This is a genomic window from Saccharophagus sp. K07, assembly GCF_014336955.1.
In the GTDB taxonomy this organism is placed as follows: Bacteria; Pseudomonadota; Gammaproteobacteria; order Pseudomonadales; family Cellvibrionaceae; genus UBA5868.
Window position 1 is genome coordinate 38,897 of record NZ_QRAI01000006.1, and the last position, 20,217, is coordinate 59,113.

The 20,217-nt window shown below is 49.1% G+C and carries 26 protein-coding genes and 1 riboswitch; of the genes, 23 read left to right on the forward strand and 3 right to left on the reverse strand.

The features are described 5' to 3' along the window. Window positions 1-8: 8 nt before the first annotated feature. Together DWB84_RS16290 and xseA are read right to left on the reverse strand one after the other, a co-directional pair. Complete coding sequence (locus tag DWB84_RS16290; RefSeq protein ID WP_187410876.1) at window positions 9-1,109, reverse strand: FAD-dependent oxidoreductase; 1,101 nt, start codon at window positions 1,107-1,109, stop codon at window positions 9-11. After that, window positions 1,101-1,220, reverse strand: a riboswitch (TPP riboswitch). It overlaps the preceding gene by 9 nt. 45 nt (window positions 1,221-1,265) lie before the next feature. After that, window positions 1,266-2,624 (reverse strand): exodeoxyribonuclease VII large subunit, encoded by a 1,359-nt coding sequence (xseA, locus tag DWB84_RS16295; RefSeq protein WP_187410877.1) that lies wholly within the window; start codon window positions 2,622-2,624, stop codon window positions 1,266-1,268. Window positions 2,625-2,703: 79 nt separating this feature from the next. On the opposite strand from xseA, the gene DWB84_RS16300 reads away from it, so the two are divergent. The 23 genes from DWB84_RS16300 to DWB84_RS16405 all read left to right on the forward strand — a co-directional run bounded on the left by DWB84_RS16300 (window position 2,704) and on the right by DWB84_RS16405 (window position 18,792). Further along, window positions 2,704-2,928, forward strand: coding sequence for an AAA family ATPase (locus DWB84_RS16300; protein WP_187410878.1), 225 nt, complete (start codon window positions 2,704-2,706; stop codon window positions 2,926-2,928). 133 nt (window positions 2,929-3,061) lie between these two features. Then, on the forward strand, window positions 3,062-3,661 hold the full coding sequence (locus DWB84_RS16305) for a beta-phosphoglucomutase family hydrolase (protein WP_187410879.1): 600 nt from the start codon (window positions 3,062-3,064) through the stop codon (window positions 3,659-3,661). Between the two features lie 8 nt (window positions 3,662-3,669). Further along, a complete protein-coding gene (locus DWB84_RS16310) occupies window positions 3,670-4,677 on the forward strand; it encodes an XdhC family protein (protein ID WP_187410880.1) in 1,008 nt (335 codons plus the stop codon). After that, a complete protein-coding gene (locus DWB84_RS16315) occupies window positions 4,668-5,270 on the forward strand; it encodes an NTP transferase domain-containing protein (protein WP_187410881.1) in 603 nt (200 codons plus the stop codon). Before DWB84_RS16310 ends, DWB84_RS16315 begins: the two co-directional genes overlap by 10 nt. Window positions 5,271-5,618: 348 nt before the next feature. Further along, a complete protein-coding gene (locus tag DWB84_RS16320; RefSeq protein WP_222868231.1) occupies window positions 5,619-5,873 on the forward strand; it encodes a hypothetical protein in 255 nt (84 codons plus the stop codon). Window positions 5,874-5,988: 115 nt separating this feature from the next. Beyond that, window positions 5,989-6,252: a CPCC family cysteine-rich protein gene (locus DWB84_RS19435; RefSeq protein ID WP_187410882.1), complete on the forward strand. Its 264-nt coding sequence runs from the start codon at window positions 5,989-5,991 to the stop codon at window positions 6,250-6,252. A 143-nt stretch (window positions 6,253-6,395) separates the two neighbouring features. Next, complete coding sequence (locus DWB84_RS16330; protein WP_187410883.1) at window positions 6,396-6,662, forward strand: hypothetical protein; 267 nt, start codon at window positions 6,396-6,398, stop codon at window positions 6,660-6,662. A 2-nt stretch (window positions 6,663-6,664) separates the two neighbouring features. After that, complete coding sequence (locus DWB84_RS16335; RefSeq protein ID WP_187410884.1) at window positions 6,665-7,147, forward strand: hypothetical protein; 483 nt, start codon at window positions 6,665-6,667, stop codon at window positions 7,145-7,147. A gap of 894 nt (window positions 7,148-8,041) precedes the next feature. Then, the gene (locus DWB84_RS16340) at window positions 8,042-8,575 is read left to right on the forward strand and encodes a DUF4760 domain-containing protein (protein WP_187410885.1); all 534 of its coding nucleotides are present in this window, start codon (window positions 8,042-8,044) and stop codon (window positions 8,573-8,575) included. Window positions 8,576-8,723: 148 nt separating this feature from the next. Beyond that, window positions 8,724-8,975 (forward strand): hypothetical protein, encoded by a 252-nt coding sequence (locus DWB84_RS16345; protein WP_187410886.1) that lies wholly within the window; start codon window positions 8,724-8,726, stop codon window positions 8,973-8,975. Between the two features lie 99 nt (window positions 8,976-9,074). Beyond that, window positions 9,075-9,437, forward strand: coding sequence for a 4-fold beta flower protein (locus tag DWB84_RS19440; RefSeq protein ID WP_370589739.1), 363 nt, complete (start codon window positions 9,075-9,077; stop codon window positions 9,435-9,437). Window positions 9,438-9,540: 103 nt separating this feature from the next. Next, entirely contained in the window at window positions 9,541-9,861 is a 321-nt protein-coding gene (locus DWB84_RS16350) for a DUF2845 domain-containing protein (RefSeq protein WP_187410887.1), read from the forward strand. 344 nt (window positions 9,862-10,205) lie between these two features. Beyond that, on the forward strand, window positions 10,206-10,868 hold the full coding sequence (locus tag DWB84_RS16355) for a hypothetical protein (protein WP_222868232.1): 663 nt from the start codon (window positions 10,206-10,208) through the stop codon (window positions 10,866-10,868). 130 nt (window positions 10,869-10,998) lie between these two features. After that, the gene (locus tag DWB84_RS16360) at window positions 10,999-11,463 is read left to right on the forward strand and encodes an SRPBCC family protein (RefSeq protein ID WP_187410889.1); all 465 of its coding nucleotides are present in this window, start codon (window positions 10,999-11,001) and stop codon (window positions 11,461-11,463) included. A gap of 482 nt (window positions 11,464-11,945) precedes the next feature. After that, entirely contained in the window at window positions 11,946-12,347 is a 402-nt protein-coding gene (locus tag DWB84_RS16365; protein WP_187410890.1) for a hypothetical protein, read from the forward strand. Further along, window positions 12,328-13,146 carry a phytanoyl-CoA dioxygenase family protein gene (locus DWB84_RS16370; protein WP_187410891.1) on the forward strand — a complete coding sequence of 273 codons (819 nt, stop codon included), beginning with the start codon at window positions 12,328-12,330 and terminating at the stop codon, window positions 13,144-13,146. The genes DWB84_RS16365 and DWB84_RS16370 overlap by 20 nt, the downstream gene beginning before the upstream one ends. A gap of 671 nt (window positions 13,147-13,817) precedes the next feature. Beyond that, window positions 13,818-14,915 carry a hypothetical protein gene (locus DWB84_RS16375; RefSeq protein WP_187410892.1) on the forward strand — a complete coding sequence of 366 codons (1,098 nt, stop codon included), beginning with the start codon at window positions 13,818-13,820 and terminating at the stop codon, window positions 14,913-14,915. A gap of 96 nt (window positions 14,916-15,011) precedes the next feature. Next, window positions 15,012-15,665, forward strand: a complete 654-nt coding sequence (locus DWB84_RS16380; RefSeq protein WP_187410893.1) for a hypothetical protein — start codon at window positions 15,012-15,014, stop codon at window positions 15,663-15,665. A gap of 162 nt (window positions 15,666-15,827) precedes the next feature. Continuing rightward, window positions 15,828-16,403 carry a hypothetical protein gene (locus tag DWB84_RS16385; RefSeq protein ID WP_187410894.1) on the forward strand — a complete coding sequence of 192 codons (576 nt, stop codon included), beginning with the start codon at window positions 15,828-15,830 and terminating at the stop codon, window positions 16,401-16,403. Between the two features lie 141 nt (window positions 16,404-16,544). Beyond that, window positions 16,545-17,069, forward strand: coding sequence for a hypothetical protein (locus DWB84_RS16390; protein ID WP_187410895.1), 525 nt, complete (start codon window positions 16,545-16,547; stop codon window positions 17,067-17,069). Continuing rightward, window positions 17,059-17,391, forward strand: a complete 333-nt coding sequence (locus DWB84_RS16395) for a hypothetical protein (RefSeq protein WP_187410896.1) — start codon at window positions 17,059-17,061, stop codon at window positions 17,389-17,391. The genes DWB84_RS16390 and DWB84_RS16395 overlap by 11 nt, the downstream gene beginning before the upstream one ends. Before the next feature lie 79 nt (window positions 17,392-17,470). Further along, a complete protein-coding gene (locus DWB84_RS16400) occupies window positions 17,471-18,241 on the forward strand; it encodes a nuclease-related domain-containing protein (protein WP_187411008.1) in 771 nt (256 codons plus the stop codon). 107 nt (window positions 18,242-18,348) lie between these two features. Further along, window positions 18,349-18,792, forward strand: a complete 444-nt coding sequence (locus DWB84_RS16405; RefSeq protein ID WP_187410897.1) for a hypothetical protein — start codon at window positions 18,349-18,351, stop codon at window positions 18,790-18,792. A 253-nt stretch (window positions 18,793-19,045) separates the two neighbouring features. Here DWB84_RS16405 and DWB84_RS16410 read toward each other — a convergent pair. Beyond that, window positions 19,046-20,202 (reverse strand): IS3 family transposase gene (locus DWB84_RS16410; RefSeq protein WP_187409740.1). Its coding sequence is split into 2 segments (ribosomal slippage): window positions 19,046-19,944 and window positions 19,944-20,202, totalling 1,158 coding nucleotides; the frame shifts between segments, so codons are not numbered across the junction. Between the last annotated feature and the right edge of the window lie 15 nt (window positions 20,203-20,217).

Below are 20,217 nucleotides of genomic sequence, written 5' to 3' on the forward strand. Positions count from 1 at the left end.
AACCCCGTTCAGTTTGAGGATTGGGTAAATTCCGGCAGCCGTGCCAGGACCTCCTCGACCAATGTGGGGGCGAGCAGGTAACCATGTCTATAGAGTCCGTTGATCATCACTTGGTTTTGCGGATGTTCCGCCCCGGCGACACTGACGCTGATGTATTCGATTTGCGGCAGGTTGTGCCACAGCGACGGGCGCAGGTTGGCGTCCAGTTCGAGAATGCGGGCTTCGGCAAACGCCGGATTCAAAGTGTAAAGCGCGCTGCACAGCTCCAGCATGGACTGGACGCTCACGGGTGAGCGGTCCTGGCTCTCGATTTCGGTGGCGCCAATGATAAAGCGATGGTCCGGTTTGGGAACTATGTAGAGTTTGTAACGCGGGTGCATTAAGCGGACGGGATGACGCAGGTTCACTTCCTCTGTGCGCACCCATAAGACTTCGCCGCGCACACCGCGGATATCCGGATGATTTTGCCGCGCGCCCATGCCACGACAGTCGAATATGCAATCGAAGTCGCGCAACGGCTGACCGTTGCACCGGGCTTCCGGGGTAAATTCCACCGGGCTGTTTGCATGACATTGGCCGCCGAGGCGCGCAATTTCTTCCAGCAAACGCTCCAGCAAGTGGCGGTTGTCCAGATAGGCTTCGCCCGGCAGATAAAGCGCGCGGTCGAACTGCCCGGCGATATCCGGCTCGCGCTCAAGCAGTTCGTTGCGGTCGAGCCAGCGGGCGGTGTTGTCCGTTCCCAGGTGGAAATTCAAATCGAGGTAAAACTGTTCCAGCTCCGCCATATCCGCCGGGTGGGCGACCACCAGACTGCCCGGTGCGGTGTAGAGCACTTGCGGGGCTTTGGCGGCGTTGAGTTCGTCCATCCAGCGCGGCCAGATTTCCAGGGAGCGCATGCCCTGGTCGTAGATGGAGCGTTCGGAAACCACTACTTCGCTCATAGGGGAAATCATGGCAGCGGCGGTATGAGCGGCGGCTTTGGAGTGTTGCAGGCTGCCCGCTTCAAACAGCTCAACCTTATGACCGAGCAGTAGGAGGCGCCAGGCGAGAAGGCGGCCCACAAGGCCGGCGCCGGCGATAGCAAAGGAAAGAGAATGATCAAACAGCATCGGCTTGTTCCCTACGCAGGTAATGGGGTCTGTTGTTAGACCCAGCCCGATCAGGTTCAGCGGGTTCCGCGAATTGCGATCTCAGCCAGAGTGGCACCCCGACAAGGAGCGGGCAGTGTAGATACCCGCCAAGTCATCCGCAAGGGATTAGCTCATTCAGGATTTAATCGGATCTGAGGATTTACCCTCATCGACGGATTTGACCTCACAAATCAACTGACCGCGATGCAGGCGCGCGGTCAACTGATCGCCGGTATTGACCTCTGCCGCGTCGCGCACGGCAGTGCCGGACGCGGTCAACAGAATGGAATAGCCGCGCGCAAGGGTGTTGAGCGGGCTTACGCCCTGGAGTACTCCCGCCAAGTTCTTCAGCCTTTGCTGCTTCTGCTCCAGCTGGCGGCTTTGCGCGTTGCGCAGCCGGGTGAACAAAAATTCCAGCCGCTGTTTTTGTTGCCCTAACTGCCGTTGCGGGCTGACCTGCTGCAGCTTGTGCTCCAGCCGTTCCAGGCGATGGCGAGCGTTGCGCAGCGCCAGCACCATGGCGCGCTCCAGGCGCAGCTCTAGGTGATCGAGCGTTTGCGCCTGCTGTTGCAGTTTGCGGCCGGGATGCTGCAGGCGGGCGCGCAGGGTTTCCAGCCGTTGGTGCAGCCAGCGCAGTTGCGAGTTGATAGAGCGGCTCAAGCGCGAACGCTGTTGCTCCAATCGATGCAACAACGCCTGGCCGTCCGGCGAGATCAATTCCGCTGCGGCGGAAGGCGTCGGTGCGCGCACGTCGGCAACAAAATCGGCGATGGTGAAATCCACTTCATGGCCGACGGCGCTGACCACAGGAATCTCAGATTCAAAAATCGCCCGCGCGACAATTTCTTCATTAAACGCCCACAGATCCTCCAGCGAACCGCCGCCGCGACCGACGATCAACACATCGCACAATTGATGCTGGTTGGCTGTGCGAATGGCGGCAGCAATTTGCGGTGCGGCTTCATTGCCTTGCACAGCCACGGGCAGAAGGATGACGGGCAGGGCGGGGAACCGACGGCGCAGCACATGCAAAATATCGTGGACTGCCGCGCCGGTGGCGGAGGTGATTATGCCGAGCTTGCCCGGCCAGGCGGGCAGGGGCTTTTTATGGGCCGGGTCGAACAAGCCTTCGGCCTGGAGCTTTTCTTTCAGAAGCTCGAACTGGCGCTGCAGATCGCCGAGGCCCGCCGGTTCCATATGGTCGACGATCAACTGATAATCACCGCGCCCCTCGTACAAGCTGACCTTGCCGCGCACCAGCACCTTTTTTCCCGCCTCGGGCTTAAAGCGCACCAGCATATTGCGGTTGCGGAACATGGCGCAGCGTACTTGAGCGCCACTGTCCTTAAGGCTGAAGTACCAGTGCCCGGAACTCGGCACCGAAAAATTGCTCAACTCACCCTCAACCCACAGGCTGGGCAGATAGGTTTCCAAAAGGTCTTTGGCTGCGCGGTTGAGCTGGCTGACGGTGAGAATCTGGCGATCGTTGGGCACAAGAAATTCCTGCGGTCGGGTCGGCGGCCATTGTAAGAGCTGTCACTGTAACTGCAAATTGAGTTAGGAACAGAGCAAGATGATCCACACCCTCGCCATCGCCAATTACCGCTCGCTGCGCCAGATCATTATGCCGCTCGGCAATTTGACGGTAGTGACCGGCCCCAATGGCAGTGGCAAATCCAACCTATATAAGGCGCTTCGTTTATTAGCGGAATCCGCCTCCGGCAATTTGATCAATGCGCTGGCGCAGGACGGTGGCTTGGAATCGAGCTTATGGGCCGGGCCGGAAACCATTGCGTGAACATCCAGGGCGTGAAGTGATCGAGCTGGAAAAACAATTGGGCGAAACCGTGATTCGCGGCCAGGGTTTATTGGACCAGCCGCCGTGGCATTGGCCGGACGAATAGTTTTTAAATTTTTATATTGGTGAATATATGTACGATGGCTTTGCTGCGTTGATTTTCGATATGGACGGCACCTTGGTAGACAGTGGCCAGCTCCATGAAATGGCCTGGATCGAAACACTCAACCATTATTCCATTCCCATTGATCGCGCACTTATGCGCTCCCTGGCTGGTGTGCCGACACTCGGTACGGTGGAATTGCTGTTGGATAAATTCCAGATTCGCAGCACTAGCTCCGCCATGGAAATCCATCAGTTCAAGGAACGATTTGTGCGTGAAAATCTACAAAACATGATTAAACCCACAGCGCTGTTGGATATAGTGCAGCGCTATCACGGCGTGAAACCTATGGCGGTGGGAACCGGCGCGCAAACGGAAGAGGCTCTGCATATTCTGGAAATTTGCGGATTGGATAAATATTTGAATGTGGTCGTCGGTGCTGATCAGGTCTCCAATCCCAAACCCGCGCCTGATACTTTTTTGCGCTGCGCGGAATTACTCGGCGTTCCACCTCAGCACTGTGTGGTATTTGAAGATTCCAAACTCGGCATGGAAGCGGCCACCCGCGCCGGCATGACGGTGGTAGACGTACTCGCCGAGCTGCAAATTCATAACGATTATTTTTTATAAGGTTCACAATGTCTCTGCATTTTTACCACACCCTAAAAAAATGGCAGTTGTTGAAAAATCAGCACCAATGGGTATTAGGCGCGGTTATTCAAACTCAGGGTTCGGTGTATCGCAAAGCCGGTGCATTGATGTTGCTCAGCGATGCAGGCCATCAACTCGGTTTATTGAGTGGCGGCTGTCTGGAAAGTGATTTACTGCTGCAAGCACGCAAAGTCATTGCCCTCGGTAAAAGCCGCAAAGTGGTTTACGACGCAAGTGACGAAGATGGCATTGCCTGGAAATTGGGAATCGGCTGTGGTGGCCGCGCGGAAATTTTGTTGCTGCCCTGCAATGCGGAAAATAACTTTTTGCAATTGGATGCAGTATTGGAATTATTGCAAAGTGGTAAAGCCTGCTCTTACACGTTGGATATTTCCGGCAGCAGCGCAACCATTCAAACAGCGGAAAAAACCTGGGAAAAACGAACCCTCGGTCACCTTCAGGGTGAAGGAGAAAATGCCTCCTTCACTACCTTAATCAATCCGCCACCGCATTTATTTATTATGGGATGCGGAATTGATATGGCGCCTCTGTCTGAACTTGCCTTAACTCTGGGGTGGCAAGTAACCGTTGTGGATCACCGCCTGACCCCGCAAAAAAAAGCCCGCTTCCCCGAAGCCGCTGCAACCGTCGCAATTGCCGCGCGCGAATTGCCAGAAGAATTATTAAATAAACCCGATGCCGCCATAGTTGCTCACCACAATATGCAACTGGATGCAGACGCCATAGGCGCATTACAAAATTCCTCCTGCCGCTATATCGGCCTATTAGGCCCACGCCATCGCTGGCAAGACGTATTAGGTTTGGCAAATTTAAACGAACGCGATATTCGCATCCCCATCGCTGGCCCAAGCGGACTTGCCTTAGGCGGCGACTTGCCGGAAAGCGTCGCGCTCTCCATGCTCGCGGAAATCCACGCAGTTCTCCACGGCAGCTCCGCAAAACCTCTCAGCAACACTTATCTGCAATGGCCATAGATATTCTAATAATGGCGGCGGGCGCCTCCCGCCGTTTTGGCAGCTGCAAACTCCTCGCCGACTGGCACGGCGCACCTCTCATTACCTACTCACTTAATACCGCGCTAAATTTATTGCAAAAACCTGAACTGCCAATCGCATCGGTCCATATAGTCGCCGGCGCCTACCACGACCCAATCCGCGACTACCTGCAACAACAATATCCACCCACCCACAACCTAATAAACAACCCCAACTGGTCCCTCGGCCTCGGTCATTCCATTGCTTACGGTGTTTCGCAATTGCCGGCGGAAAATTCGGTGTTAATTATGTTGGCGGACCAGCCGCTGATTGCCGTTGAAGATATTCAGCGGATTATTCAATTGGGGGTGGAAAATCCGGGGAAAATTATTTGTGCGGAGTTTGAGGGAACGGTTGGGGTGCCGGCGTTGTTTCCGGCAGAATTTAAAAAGGATTTGCAGCAGCTAAAGGGAGATCGTGGGGCGAAAGTGATTTTGATTGAGCATGAAAGTAAGCTGGTTAAGATTTCGTTGGGTGAGGCGGGTTTTGACGTGGATTTGCAGGCTGATCTTGTGAGCAATCTCCGCCGGTAGAGCGATGAACATGTTTCGGCATGGTGCATGGTCAGGCAAATGTGGTCGCCGCGACCGTTATTTTTGCGGGCCCGAGAAATTGGTCTAGAATTCAAAATGTTAGGTCAATTCTGCCGATTTGAGATATGAGTCGCGGCGACCACTTTTGTGGACAAGAACTCTAGATACACCTCTGCTCCAGGCTTGACGAGGCGGGGCTTCGAGGGGTAGCTTGGTGAAGTCTTGAGCAAGACAAAACGGTCAAGGAGATATCGGTCTCGGCGACTACGATATAAATGTTATGTGTTCGCACTGGCGGCGATCGTAGGTTTATTTGTAGGAGCATATTGACTAGGAGCACGTGCAGAATTGATCGAATTTCAAATTTCACAAATGGCGGCATTAGTCCTTGAGGAGAACGTAAAGCTATCAAAACTTCTCAAGTCTCAAATAGCATCTGCGCCAGTAAAAGCTGATTATTGGCTTCTCCGCTGTGAGAAGGAAGAGTTGGTTAGCCTTCATCAAAAGCTAGTCAAAGCTCTTGAAAAAAATAGCAAATTACAAGCGGCGTTTAGGTCCATGGTCTTGGAGGAAGTAGCCCAAGTATGCAAACAACACACATAACAATGCCAAGCAGTCTGACGGCTTTTTCGTTCCTTGTTTTGCGGTTTAACGCTACGCTACCGCAAAACAATCCACTACAAAGCCGCAGCTGTTGGCGGCGTTAGAGCAAATAGTAATGAATTTTTCCCAGTGTCCATGCTGTGACTATTTCACATTACCTGCGGGTCAAGATTATGAGATCTGCCCTGTGTGCTTTTGGGAAGATGATTACTTCGGTATTGAGGAACCAGAGCAGGAATCTGGAGCTAATCATGGCCTTACAATTCTTCAAGCAAGAGCAAATTTCCTTGCTTTTGGAGCGTGTGAGCCAAGTATGGCCAAGAACGTAGTGTCGGTGGAGCAGAGATCGCTGTATGTTTACAAGCCACGGGACCTCTAGCTCTAACAAACACAGCCAGTGCGACATTTATTCCGGCGCTCGTTTTGTGCCGAAAAGCTTGGCACAAAACAATCACCTACATAAATGCGCCTGCTGTGGGCGTTAGATTTCCAAGTTCCCACAAACAATACTGAGGAAGTGATATGACTATTGATGAATATAGAAAGAAAATATTGGATCTCCTGAAGGCTAGTAGCTCAGAAATTGAAGTAAGATCTGTACTAAAAACAGCGGATGAAGTTCTAAAGGACTCAGATATAAGTGAGTCTTCCAAGAAGCAGTTTTGGGTTGACTTGTATGAAGACCTTGGTGGCGATGACTATGAGCTGATGGAAAAGCAGGCTTCATCGTCACTATCTGCGATTGTTGCTGCTGCAAAAGAGGTTATTGCTAAAAAGGTTAAGGAATAATAATGACTGCCGAAACTTATAATTTGGTAAATGTTTGGCTCTATTCTATTTCGGCTTTAATTGCGCTAATTATGTTGGGTATAGCCTTGTTCCAATTGAAAGGGTTGACCGATCAAGTTAAGCAGGCTGTCAAATCAAACTCAATCAATCAACTTAATGCGCTTCTATCTCTAGAGCAACAAATTGCAGATAGGCGCCTTAGTTTGAGCAAGGCCGGCATCGAGTTGGCCGAGCTTAAAGACTCAGAGGATCAAAATAAAATAGATTCATGTAAATTAAAGTTTGATGAGGCAAAGCAAATGTACTTGAACGGATTGGACCGCCTTTGCTTTTGCGTATTAAAAAGTCTTTTGGACAGCGAAGATATGAGGCTAGAATATAGAGAAATAATAAATTCGGCAGTAAAAGACTTCTCCGAAGATTTTCATACTGCAACACCCTATCGGAATGTAAAAAAAGTATATGAGCAGTGGGCCGATAAATAATCTAACAAACGGCTCCACGCAGACGCCCAAACCTACGCTGTTTTTGTGGGTTTCGCTGCGCTACACTTTACCACAAAAACCTCTCCGGTCTGGGCGCTGGTGAGCCGGGCGTTATAGGGGTGTGGGTTTATAAATATAGGCATCGCAGTAACTGGCAACAGCATGTCGTATGTCAGTATTTTGCCAAACTATTCTATTGGCTCAGTGCGTAATTCAAGGGCTTTTTCAACGCAGTTTCGTTAAGCCCTCTGAAATATCGAATATCATCGGTGGTGCTCGGCAGCAGTGTTTCACTTGGGTAGTTGGTTTGGTAGTTAATAAAACAGGTGGTGCCGTAGGTGTCAGCTCATTCAGCAGGTTTTGGTGTTTACAAGTGCGGTGGTGGTTTAAGGTGCATTACGTTTGTTCCTATAACAATCACAACCATGCGAAATTTACTCCGGCGCTCTTTTTGTGCCAGAAAAGCCTGGCACAAAAAAACCACCTCCATAAATTCGCCTGTTGCGGGCGTTATGTTGGCTCTGCTTTTGGGCATTAATTTTTAAAAAAATTTTGGTTTCTCCGTAGTGGGCAATCCAGCACTAAGCATCAGCAGTAATTCATATGCCGGTGCTTTTGTTCCTGGTGCCTTCGTTCGGTATCAAGGTAAAAAATAGGTGTGGTGCATTCTTTGTGGTGTGCCACTAAGGTAAATTTTGTGGCGTCATGTTCGGCGCTTTTTTCGGCCACAGTTTTCGGGCATTGGCTTCGCTACCGCTCCGCAACTGCGTGCTGTAAAAAGCCGGTGTGTCGCCACATAACCAAGTGCATCACATGAAGCCAATGCGTGCGCGTACGCTTCCGCATTGGCTCATGTGTGCACGGCGTTAACTATACCTACTTTGAGAATTTAGTATGAATTTTGAATGGACTGCTCTGTGGCAATTTTTTAGTGGTGTCGGTGGACTATGTGGGGTAGTCGTGGCTTTTGTAGCTTTGGGGCAGCTAAAAGAAATGAAAAGGTCATTGGACGACGCTAGACGATGGAATAAGCTAAATAGTGCATTTAGCTACCTTCCGAAGTCGCATGAATTTATTGAAATTGAAAAGGAGCTTAACAACAGCTTCTTAAATATTATCGATAGAACATCGCCGCTTACCGAGGCTGAGGTTTCTAAGCTTTTTGACGATGAACACCGCGAGTTAAGGGTCAAGCTAAAAAGCTATTTAAATCTATTAGAGAGTTTTTGTACTGCGATCGAAATGGGCGCTGTGGATGAAGATGCAGCAAGGGAAATGTACAGTCATAAATTTAAGAGGCATTATTGTGAGCTATTGCCTTACATAAAACACATGAGAGCAACTCTCAATGAATCTAGGATTTTTTCTAGCCTGGAAACTGTCGTAGATAGTTGGGATCGAAAGCAGCCCGTTCCAAAGAAGTACTAATAGTTAACAAGGCCATCATGCCGGACAGCTTTTCCGTCGCCTTATTTCCTGGCGGTCGCTACGCTGCCAGGAAATAAGCCAACTCCAAAGCTGCCGCATATGGCGGCGTTAGCCAGAACAAAGTGCAATTAAAGAGGGAGTCGAGAAGATGAGTGCAGTAAGCGAAATCATAAAATTCAAAGGTCGAGTCGGCGATACGGTGATTATTGATGCGCTGGGAAAAGCTGGTGGCGAAGAGGCAGTAAAAGAAATCATAAAATTCAAAGGTAGGGTTGGAGATACAGTTATAATTTCAGCACTGGGGCAAGCTGGTGGTGAAGAAGCAGTAAAGGAAATCATAAAATTTAAAGGCAGAGTTGGTGATACAGTGATTATTGAAGCATTGGGTAATGCTGGATGAGGCAAAAGGCTAACAAGCGCATGTTGTCGGACTGGTTCTTCGCTGCGCTTCAAACCAGCCGCAAATGCGGGCGTTAGGTTTAAGAGCTGAGAGGAAAAAATGGAACCAATTTTCGATAAAAGCTGCTCGCTAGTTGGATGGCTAAACCAAGAGCGAGGGTATGTATTCAATACTCGCATGCGATTTGTTGCATTTATAAGAGGTAACGGCTTATTTACAAACAAAAGTCGCCATATTGGATTTTTTATTAATGGAATCTTCAGGGACAAGCGTGCGGGTGCTGTGGCATTTTTGAGGGGTAGCTCGCCCGGTGCAACGCCAGCAACGCCTGCCACCCCAGCGACACCCGCCACTCCAGCAACACCTGCCACTCCAGCAACACCTGCCACTCCTGCAAGCCCAGCAAGACCTGCTGGTAGTTTTAGCTCCACAAGCTGGGAGGCATTAATAAATGGTCAATAAACCTAACCAAGCCATCAAATTCGCTCCCTTCGGTCGCCGGACACTCGTTCCTCGCGCCGTTTATGGCGGGCGTTAGGCATAAAAATCAGTTCGGAGAATTGAGATGGAATGGTATTGGTGGCTGGTAATTATTCCAGTGATTTACTGGATAGTTGCATACTCAAAAAAGAGGAAGAGATACAAATATCTTTTGGCTAAGTATAAAGATGAGAAGCTTGTCGCCAGAATAGTTAAGGGTAGTGTGTGGCAGGGGCAAACGAGAGAGCAGCTCTGGGATGCCCTTGGAAAGCCGCTTGACGTAGACGAAAAAGTTTTAAAGTCAAAAACAAAAGAAACTTGGAAGTATAAGGAAATAGGTAAAAATAGGTATGCTTTCAGAGTGTTTATTGAGAACAACGAAGTCGTCGGCTGGGAACAAAAATAAATCTGGCTGCAAAAATATAAGGCCTAACAAGGCCATTAAATACGCTCCCGGTGGTCGCCCGACGCTCCTGACGTCGCGCGGTTTATGGCGGGCGTTATGCATTAGGGCGAAAGCAGGAGTGACACGGAATGCAGCACGCAAGATGCACGATCGATAATCAAGTATGGGAAGCCGAACGTTTCGCGGCGCTGCCTGAGCCCGAATTGGAGAATATGCGCCGAAATCTCGTGTGTGCCGAGGCCGAGTGCGGCGAATTCGCTTGGTTCCGTAGGGCAAGTAGGCACGGCCGCCCCCCTCATTTTTGTGCTCACCATTCGAATACTTGCGGCCTTCGGGTTGAGTACGTGGCAGTGGGCGAACAGCGCGACGACGCAACTATTCAGGAAGAAGAACTCAATGCTGGTGACAGCATAATTGTCCATCTCGACCAAGAGCTGGGCGGCCAAATCGACGTGGCCGAGATCCAGCGACCGCCGACGCCGGGCGTTGGTACAGGTGGTAGAACATTTGTCGTGCCTGGCGGCGAGAGAGAAACCGCGCAGCACTTTACAATGCGGAGGATACTTCTGAGGCTTGTTCAGAGTCCGGCGTTCCGCAACTCCAACAGACAAGTGGTCCTTTACCGTAACGCCACGGAAGTCTTAGTGGCCGGTGCGGTTAGAGACGTCGTCGCAGGCTTTATTGACATAACCCCGGAGAGGCATGCAAATCGTCAGATGCTTTATTGGGGGCCTATCGCATCGGCGGGCATGACGGCAGATGGGAAACTATGGCTGAACTCATCTGATCGTCACCAAGGGGTTAGTGTCGCAATCTTTCCTGAGATCGTGGACGAGTTTCTGCAGATGTTCGGTGTAAATGATCTCGAAGAGCTTACGGGTGCTCATGTTTTGGTCGCGGGGACTTGCTATTACGCTGCAACCGGTAAGCCAGTCATTTGGTGTGGGTCGTCCCGGTACATAGTCGTGAGGCGGTACCGAGATGCACGACTCCAGGCCGACGTTTAACGGGATAGGTTGCGCATAACACTGCGCTCCAGCCGATGTCAGCCCGCTACGCGGTCTTTCACGGCTGAGCTGGGGCGTTATGCGGAAAAGGCACCGGGTGCTCCCCCCTACATCAAAGTGGAGGTCTTGAATGGCAATTGACAGATTAGCCGTCGTGGAGGCTCAAATGCTCATCCGGAGACCAGTGCCTGAGGTCTTCGAAGCCTTTATTAATCCACACATTACGACCAGATTCTGGTTCACGAAAAGCAGTGGCCAGCTCGAGCCTGGAAAGAAGGTGCGCTGGGACTGGGAAATGTTCGGTGTTGGCGACACTCTTACGGTGAAGGAGATCCAGGAGAATCGGAGAATACTGATTGAGTGGGACGGCGACGCAACCACGGTTGAGTGGAATTTCGAGCCTCGTGGAGAGGATTCAACATTGGTGAGAATATCAACCTGGGGTTTCCGCGGAGATGATAGTGAGGTATTGGCCCAATCAATTGACTCCAAGGGTGGATACACGATGGTCCTTGCCGGCCTTAAGGCATGGTTAGAGTATGGAGTTGAGCTTAATCTAGTTCGTGACCAATTTCCCGATGGATGCCTGAAGTAGGGAATGCGCATAACAAAACCATGCAGCCGACGCTCGTACCTCGCGCGGCTGATGGTTGGCGTTATAGGTGTGTCGGTTGAATAAAATAAATATTGTAGTAACCGGCAACAGCATCTCACATGCCGGGTTTTGCGGAGCTGTTTTATTAGTTCAGCGCGTAATTCGGAGCGCGTTTTCAACGCAGTTTCGTTAAGCCCTCTGAAATACCGAATATCATCGGTGGTGCTTAGCAGCAATGTTTCACTTGGGTAGTGGGTTTGGTAGTTAATAAAAATGGTGGTGTCGTAGGTGTCAGCTCATTCGCCTGGTTTTGGTAGTTAAAAAGTGCGGTGGTGGTTCAACGTGCATTACGTTTGTTCCTATAACAATCGCAACCATGCGAAATTTACTCCGGCGCTCTTTTTGTGCCGAAAAGCCTGGCACAAAAAACCACCTCCATAAATTCGCCTGTTGCGGGCGTTATGGCTCGAAGGAACCCTCCAATGTTCAAATGGATAAGATCGTTGCTTTCTAAAAATAATGAAGATGATGGCCAGAGACCTAAGGCTGCTTCGAGTCCTTATGCTGCATTTAAAGTTTGGTTCGATGAAAATAGAGCATGGTCACACTGGCCGGATAAAGAGCCACAGTCTGCGGCGTGGAATGAGCTGATTGGTGTTGCCGTAGAAACTACTGATCAAGGGCCCTTTGTAGAAGATGTTTGGTGGCACCTAGCTACTAAAGACGGAGTAGTAACCTATCCAAGCGAAGCAACAGGTGCAGGTGAATTGTTAGAGCGACTTCAAAAGATCCCTACATTCAACAACGAGCGTTTAATCGAAGCAATGTCATCTACATCAAATCAAACGTTCATACTGTGGGATCATGAAGGTCGGCACCAATAAAGCCATAACAAGCGCAGGCACAGGGACAAAAGTTCCGCTGCGCTTCATTTTGCCCGTGCTGCGGGCGTTATGTCAGAGCCAGTTGGTAGGATCGAAAGTGACACCAGAGCAAAAGCAAGCGTTCCGCGAAAAAGGTTGTATTTATATCCCTGGCGCTCTCGCTAAGAGCGTGGTTCTGCCCGTCAGGGATCATCTGCTCAAAGCGCTCAAGAGTCAGAATATCTGGTCGGCAGGAAGGGCTTTGTCTCAAAAGTGGAAAGATGTTCCGATTTTCCAGCAAACCGAAAAATTGGGCCAGCTGATCAGTTTTCCAGGTCTGAATGGGAAGATTATTCCCCGAAATCTGTATTCCCATATGTCTCAATTGGCTGATGCACCCTTGCATGGCCAGGATGCTCAGTTGCTCATTTCCCTGCCTCATAAGGTTGCATGGAGTCTTGAAGGGTTAAACTGGCATCGCGATATCTCCAAGTTTCAGCTTAAGGACCTTCCGGGGGTTCAAGCTTTTGTCCTTTTGGATAATGTGGCGGTCCACGGAGGCGCTACTTTGGCCTTGGCTGGCTCCCACCGGTTGGATAGCCAATCTCTGGCAAAGCAACGCATCCCGGAGCTCATTGGCCATGATGGAAAGCGCAGTGCAAATATTGGCGGCGTCGAGTTATCTCTCGTGGAGATGTCCGGCCGACCTGGGGATGTCTATCTGATGGATATGCGGGTACTGCATACGCCTTCAATCAACTCAACCCGGCAGGTTCGGATGATGGCTACAGTCCGTTACTTCACTGAGCATTATTTTTAAAGGTATGGGGCAGATAACAGTCAGCTGTTCACGGACGCGCCTGCGCGCCGGAAAGCTGAGCGTTATTTTCGCTTTATATTTTTAACGGTAATACCATGAAGCAAGGTTTAGCGTGTTTGTTCCTCGTGCCGCAATTAGCGAATGCAACAACAAACACCACTCGCCCTTGCATATAGCGTTGCCACTAAGAGAAATTGCTGTAAATATCAGCAAATGTAATTTTAACCGGTGCCATGGTTGGCGGTTGCAAAACCCTGCCTTCGTTCAACCGCAAACTATCGCTCCAATAACAATACGCACCTGTACACGCCCTTCGGGCGTCGGACGCACGTTCCGTGCGCCGCAGTGCTTTGGCGTTATTTTCGCAGGTAAGCTTTGGCTATAAAAGTTGGTTTGAGTTCGAGCGTAGTGTTTTTGCTCGTCGAGCCTCAATGAGTGAATGCAACAACAAACACCACTCGCCCTTGCATGTAGAGTTGCCACTAAGAAAAATTGCTGCGAATATCAGCAACAGCAATATTAACCGGTGCCATGGTTAGCGGTATGAAAACCTGCTTTCGTTCAACTGCAAACCATCGCTCCACTAACAATTCGTACCTGTACACGCCCTTCGGGCGTCGGACGCGCGTTCCGCGCGCCGCAGTACTTCGGCGTTATACCGGAAGAATCATATGCCAGACATAGCAGGCGACATTGAAAACAGACCAAAGGAACTATGGGACTTTCCCAACTATGGCTGTTTGCCGGATCGACCTTTTGAAATCGATTTAGAAAGCGCTATTGGCGAATTCCTGGCGCAAGATATTTTCGATTTGGATGGGACTCAACCGATTGAATCGAAAATATTGGGCCTATCCAAGAAATACTTTGATGGCCATCCGGTAATAGAAGTCAACCCTTCCGAAGAAGCTATTGATTTCTATCGAGAACGTGGTGACACATTCCAAATGATTAACGTAATCGTGTGTTGTCACTCGTTCGAAGAACGGGGTGGTAAGCTTTATGGTTTGCCCTACCATATTTCTTTGCGCCCAGCCCAGAAAAGAGGAAAGCCATCAAGCGTCGGGGTTGATTGGATAAAGAACATGGACCTGAGTCGAGTGTTGGAGGGTAACCCTCATTACATGGGGTATAACCCTTTTTCTGATGCCTTTGGTTTTTACGCTGTTGGCCCAGTACCCACAAATGAAAATATTTGTTCTGACACAATCGGCCTAGTCTACAACACATACTTTCTGGCATCGAATTACGATAAAAAAGATGTTTGTGATCCGGGAATGTGCACTTCCCTTCTCGGAGATAGTAAATCTTTGCTGGCTGATTATAGGAAATTCCGGTTTTCGCGTTACTTCCGGGAGTTTAAATCGACAGAACCAGTTAAAATATGGGGCTGTGACTCGCCGATTGAGCTATTTCTTTTGCAGGCTATGAGTCATCTTGGTCTAAATCCGAGGATTCAAACTCTAATATTTCCAGACGGATCAACGTTTCCATCCCTTCAGTCTATGTGGGAGGGTGGCCTACGAACAAAAAAACTGGCCAAGACTATTACAGAGGCAGATTTTTTCTTTGAAAACGAAAAAGTAGCTGTCTTCTGCGATTCGGTGGCACACCATACTTCTGATGATGCGGTGGCCAAGGACTCAGCCATTGACCAAGAGCTTACCAAACTAGGCATTCGGTCTATTCGGATATCGGGAGCTGACATTATGAGCTCTCCGGTAGAGTGTGCACGAAAGATCCGAGAGCTTGTCGATGGAACGGTATAACCAAGCCATGCACCGGATGCCAAACCCTTCGCTTCGCTGCGGTTTTGCCACCGGTGATGGCGGGCGTTAGGCATTTAAAATCAAAGGAGAAATACCATGCTAAAGTTTCCAAAACGAACCCGCGAAAGTGACTCTAAAGCTCTATTGGTTGTCCGAGCACTTCAAGGGTCACCAAATTCTGGTCAGAACTACATGGTCACTGTTGTAACGACCGATAGTGGCCGATGTTTTGTGTCTCTCTCTGGGTCAAATCGCGCACAAGCCGAAGACGAACTTCGCACCAAACTTCACTGGATCGGTCAGTTGAAGACAGCCGGCCGTGCAAATAAGCAACTCAGAATAAATCTAAACAGACTAGGTAAGCGCGTTGGTGATATTTATGCGGGAGCTCACAATTCGGCAACGGCTTTTCATCCACTTAGGGGGCATCTCGTCGATCCGGATCGGGGTCAGGTATTAGCACGGCATGGAGCGCCGCTTACATTTCAGGGAAATCGAGATTGTGCTGAGCCAAAAGCACTCCATGCGGCAGCAACGTCTGGTGCCAAAATTACTGGTATGACTACTGTTTGGTACGGTAATCAGCCAAACCAATACCCGGACCAAGCCGGGGCGATGCATGGAATTCAGGGGCTTAAATATGCTCGCCCGTGTGAGTTTTGTCGGCAGAATGAGGCTCGAATAATGATGGAGGTTGAGCGGAGTCTCTTAGCACAGAAGGGTGTACCTCAAAAACCGTATGAAATTTAGTTCCTATTCTAGTGTGATTGCCTAACAAGCGGCTCCACGCAGACACCCAAACCTACGGCATTTTTGTGGGTTTCGCTGCGCTCACTTTACCACAAAATTATCTCCGGTTTGGGTGCTGATGAGCCGGGGGTTAGGGTCATGAAAGGACGAGGAAAACTTTAAGTGATTGAGTCTGATGATGATATCCCGAAGGTGGTCGGCGAAATAAATGAGAGGATGCAAGCCCTTCATGATTATCTAGGCGAGAGAAACTTGGATGCAGCCAAGATCAGGTTCCCTCGTGGCTACATTCGAACTTGTGCCTCGCACAGAAGTAAATACAGATTCCTTACATGCCACACGCTTAAAAGCAACATCGCGTATGCAAAGCTAACATCAGATATTTATCGGTGGCTTCTAAATCGGACTGATCTGTCGATCACAGCCAAGGAAATGATAATCAAGCAGGGCATCGCGCTTGTCGGTTCGGTTGCAGAAACAGTAGTTAAAGAGGTGCTAAAGGGGCAGCCTGGAGGGGGGCGGAAGCAAAACTTCAAGAAGAAAATCCAGAAGCTCGTTGATGATGACACCATCACCCAAGAACTACAGGCAGAGCTCGATTGGTTGTGGGACACCCGAAACAATATTCATATCATGCTACTCACCGACCGTGAGTACAATAAATACGAGATGAAGCACTACAACCGGGCCATCAAAGCCATGCAAAACCTGCGGGTGGCACTTGGCGGTCTGCCCTAACAAGGCCAGGCACGGCGACGGCTTTTCCGTTGCGGCTGCGCCTCCACTACAAAGCCGCGCGTGCTGGCGGCGTTATGAATCTTCTGGATTCTGGTAGAATGTCAACAAAACAATTAGGTTTCAAATCTTAAGGGAGTTCCTGTGAAGAAGATTTTAACTATTCTAATATTTCCATTTATTGTTTCTTGTGCTGGAAATACCGCTGTAACATTGTCATACAGCAGTATTTTTAAGATTTCTCTGCCTTCGGATCAGTTGGCGGGGGGAACGATCTTCTACTCAGATGAATTATCTGTTAAATCAGGTGGAGGAAAGCTTGTATCCGGGAAGGTCATATCTGTTGAGAGTGAAGGCCTTCCGGAGGATTTTGATATTCGCCAATATCCAGAGTATCTATTAGGCATAAAAAAAGTGGAAGGTGAAGGTGCGGAAATAGAGGAGCTATTTCGTGATTCACGTGAAGAGATAAATACTGTATATAAAATGAATAGCTTGATAGTAGACCGACAAACAGCACATACAACATTTAATGTATGCAAAGCAGATGCGTGTTTGGCGTTTATAGTAAAAAACGATTTTCAGGGTCACATTTTTACCGTGCATTCCAATGGCTATGATCAATCTGAATTTATCGAACTACTAAAAGGAGTGGTACATGTTAACTAGCGAAGAAAAAGATTATTTATATGAAATAATCTCATCGGTTATCGGGGAGGATCATTCCATAAAGGCTTACAAACCCAGCTTTAACGAATCAACTATATCTGTCGTTGAGGAAATGGTAGAGGCCAATTTTCAGTGCAACGCAAACATGAAAGAGCTTATTAAAGATCTCCTTGGTGGTTCAGCTCGCCTCTCTAAAGGGTGGCTAAAAAAGCTGCTAAAAGGAACAAAGAAGAAGCTATCAAAAACTCAACTAAAAGGGTATGGGTGTTTAGCCTCGGTAAAATCTCGATGGAAAACAGCAATTATTAGCAGCACTATATAGTCTAAAATCATAACCAAGCCAGTCAGCAGGACGCTCGCAAGCTCGCGCCTCTGCTGGCGGCGTTAGGTGACAGTCAGTGATGGATTACTCCCCGATCATCAACGAGATGTTCAAGCTGTGGTGGGTTATCCCCATCCTGCTTGTTATCGCGGTTTTCAAAACCCCGTGGTTTAAGGGGTTGCTCGGAGAAGCCCTGGTCAAATTTGCAGCACGGCTCAGGCTTCCTGTCGAGACCTACCACCCGATTCACAACGTAACGCTGCCGACACCTGACGGGACTACGCAGATTGATCACATTTTCGTATCTCGATTTGGCATCTTTGTTGTGGAAACGAAGAACATGAAGGGTTGGATTTTCGGGGACGAAAGTCAGGCTCAGTGGACGCAGAAAATATTCAAGAAGTCTTTCAAATTTCAGAACCCTCTTCGCCAGAACTACAAACACGTAAAGGCGTTGGAAGTGGCGCTTGATGTGCCGTCGGAGGCTATTCACTCGATAGTTGTCTTTGCCGGCGAGAGTACGTTCAAATCCCCAATGCCAGCGAATGTAACCAGGGGTGGCGGTTACATCACCTACATCAAGTCTTTTAGTGAGCCGGTCCTAAGCGAGTCGCAAGTTCAACGTGTGGTGTCCAAAATTAAGGCAGCTCGCCTTGAGCCTACACGGGAAACACATCGTCAACATGTCCAGCAACTCAAAATGCGAGCTGACTCTTTAGCTGAGCGAAAGTGCCCTAAATGTGGCAGCAGCATGGTCTTGCGTACTGCTAAACGTGGCGGCAGCGCTGGCAATCAATTCTGGGGTTGTTCGGCCTATCCTAAATGTAGGGTGGTGCAAAATGTCACCTAACAAGGCACTCCAGCCGACGGTCTTGCCTCCGCCTCGCTCCGGCAAGCCCGCGGCTGAGTTTGAGCGTTAAGCATCCCACAATCAAAACTCAATCAAGGCGGTTATAAATGAGTAATGTTAAGTTTTTGATTCTATATATCATTCTAATGGTGCCAACCTATTTCTGGCGGTTTGGGTTGATTGGGTCAGCCATGGACGGTGGGGATGACTTTGAAAATCTTAATAATACGGCGATGGTACTACTGCTAATCTCTTATGTGGGCATGGCCGTTGTATCTTACTTCCGGGGGAAGGGATCAGGAAAGAAATATCTATTTGCATTTCCAGTAGTCGGCGGTGTCTTCGACCTGATATTGGTGTTCATTCCATTCGTTCCAACGGTCATGAACATTATAACTATCGTTATGGGAATGTCGGATGACAAAGAGTCCGCTGGCGACACAAGTATTAATAAAACTGATAGGGAAGAAATAGAATGCCCAGCTTGTGCTGAGGTTATCCTAAAGAAAGCCAAAAAGTGCAAGCACTGTGGCCATGAGGTCAATGCTTAACAAGGCCAAGCACAGCGACAGCTTTTTCGTTGCGGCTTCGCCTCCACTACAAAGCTGCGCGTGTTGGCGGCGTTATGCAATTAAATGGATTTCAAAATGAATCTTTCAGATATCTTTCCAGAAAATTCTATTCGTAATAAATTCGATAGCGAAGTTTCAGTTAAACGCCTTGACAAAAGGCAACTGAAAGAAATTGTTTCGTTGAAGTCTGATTGTATGGCAGATGTAGTGGTCAAGTGAATTTGGCCACGATTTAAGAGTTACTTACATACCGCTGTTCGGCCAACACTGGCGGCAATCCACCATTATGTTGATGCGGCCTTGTCTGGCTGTAGTAACCCAAAACATAATCCGTAATTGAACATTCAGCTTCATTAAAATTTCGATAGCCTAATGTCGGCACCCATTCCGTTTTCAAACTCCTAAAAAATCTCTCCATTGGTGCATTGTCCCAGCAATTGCCTCGACGACTCATGCTTTGATCAAGGCGATAACGCCACAGCAATTGGCGATAACTCCGGCTGGTGTAGTGGCATCCTTGATCAGAATGAAACATCACCCCAATTGGCTTTCCTCTCGCCTCAAATGCCATGGTTAATGCGCGCCTCGTGAGCTCACTATCAGGAGATAGGGATAGCGCCCAACCAATCGGTCTGCGCGCAAATAAATCTAGCACCACCGCAAGATACGCCCACCGTGTGCCGACCCAAATATAAGTCACGTCACCACACCAAACTTGATTGGGTTTTGTCGCAGTAAATTGCCGATCCAGTTTGTTGGGGATGACAACATGTTCCTGATCCACCTTCTTGTAATTGTGCCTGGGCAATTGACAGCTCACCAATTCCAGCTGTTTCATCAGTTTCCTGGCTCGATAACGGCTCAGCGATGTACCTCTGGCTGTTACCATGTTTGCAATGGTTCGCGACCCTGCCGAACCGTTGCTTTCCGCGTGAACAGCACGAACTTCACTCCGTAAGTGAATATCTTTGGCGTCGATGGTGTTAGGTCTTCCGACCCAATATTTATAGCTGCTGCGATGAATGCCAAAGGAGTCGCACAGGATTTTGATGGAATAGCTCTCGTTGAGTTTTTGGACTAACGCAAATTGTTCAGCGAGTCCGACATCAAGAGAGCGGTAGCCTTTTTTAGGATTTCATTCTCCGTTTCAATGCGCTTAATTCTCTTTTCCAGTTCCCGAATACGCTGCTGTTCAGGTGTTACCGCTACCCCTTTAGCCGGCAGGCCATCCGGCGTTGATCGAAGTTGTTTGACCCACTTGCTCATAGTGGATAGGCCAACCCCCATTGATTCTGCTGCTTCTCGAATTGTGTAGCCTTTCGCTACAACCAGCTGCGCCGCATCATGGCGAAATTCTGGGCTAAAGGTTGGTCTAGTACGCTTGCTCATTGGACACCTATTGGT

Coding starts and splice junctions, on each gene's coding strand:
- DWB84_RS16290 (WP_187410876.1), bottom strand. CDS start 1,109: ATGCTGTTTGATCATTCTCTTTCCTTTGCTATCGCCGGCGCCGGCCTT.
- DWB84_RS16300 (WP_187410878.1), top strand. CDS start 2,704: ATGATCCACACCCTCGCCATCGCCAATTACCGCTCGCTGCGCCAGATC.
- DWB84_RS16305 (WP_187410879.1), top strand. CDS start 3,062: ATGTACGATGGCTTTGCTGCGTTGATTTTCGATATGGACGGCACCTTG.
- DWB84_RS16310 (WP_187410880.1), top strand. CDS start 3,670: ATGTCTCTGCATTTTTACCACACCCTAAAAAAATGGCAGTTGTTGAAA.
- DWB84_RS16315 (WP_187410881.1), top strand. CDS start 4,668: ATGGCCATAGATATTCTAATAATGGCGGCGGGCGCCTCCCGCCGTTTT.
- DWB84_RS19435 (WP_187410882.1), top strand. CDS start 5,989: ATGAATTTTTCCCAGTGTCCATGCTGTGACTATTTCACATTACCTGCG.
- DWB84_RS16330 (WP_187410883.1), top strand. CDS start 6,396: ATGACTATTGATGAATATAGAAAGAAAATATTGGATCTCCTGAAGGCT.
- DWB84_RS16335 (WP_187410884.1), top strand. CDS start 6,665: ATGACTGCCGAAACTTATAATTTGGTAAATGTTTGGCTCTATTCTATT.
- DWB84_RS16340 (WP_187410885.1), top strand. CDS start 8,042: ATGAATTTTGAATGGACTGCTCTGTGGCAATTTTTTAGTGGTGTCGGT.
- DWB84_RS16345 (WP_187410886.1), top strand. CDS start 8,724: ATGAGTGCAGTAAGCGAAATCATAAAATTCAAAGGTCGAGTCGGCGAT.
- DWB84_RS19440 (WP_370589739.1), top strand. CDS start 9,075: ATGGAACCAATTTTCGATAAAAGCTGCTCGCTAGTTGGATGGCTAAAC.
- DWB84_RS16350 (WP_187410887.1), top strand. CDS start 9,541: ATGGAATGGTATTGGTGGCTGGTAATTATTCCAGTGATTTACTGGATA.
- DWB84_RS16360 (WP_187410889.1), top strand. CDS start 10,999: ATGGCAATTGACAGATTAGCCGTCGTGGAGGCTCAAATGCTCATCCGG.
- DWB84_RS16365 (WP_187410890.1), top strand. CDS start 11,946: ATGTTCAAATGGATAAGATCGTTGCTTTCTAAAAATAATGAAGATGAT.
- DWB84_RS16370 (WP_187410891.1), top strand. CDS start 12,328: ATGAAGGTCGGCACCAATAAAGCCATAACAAGCGCAGGCACAGGGACA.
- DWB84_RS16375 (WP_187410892.1), top strand. CDS start 13,818: ATGCCAGACATAGCAGGCGACATTGAAAACAGACCAAAGGAACTATGG.
- DWB84_RS16380 (WP_187410893.1), top strand. CDS start 15,012: ATGCTAAAGTTTCCAAAACGAACCCGCGAAAGTGACTCTAAAGCTCTA.
- DWB84_RS16395 (WP_187410896.1), top strand. CDS start 17,059: ATGTTAACTAGCGAAGAAAAAGATTATTTATATGAAATAATCTCATCG.
- DWB84_RS16400 (WP_187411008.1), top strand. CDS start 17,471: ATGGATTACTCCCCGATCATCAACGAGATGTTCAAGCTGTGGTGGGTT.
- DWB84_RS16405 (WP_187410897.1), top strand. CDS start 18,349: ATGAGTAATGTTAAGTTTTTGATTCTATATATCATTCTAATGGTGCCA.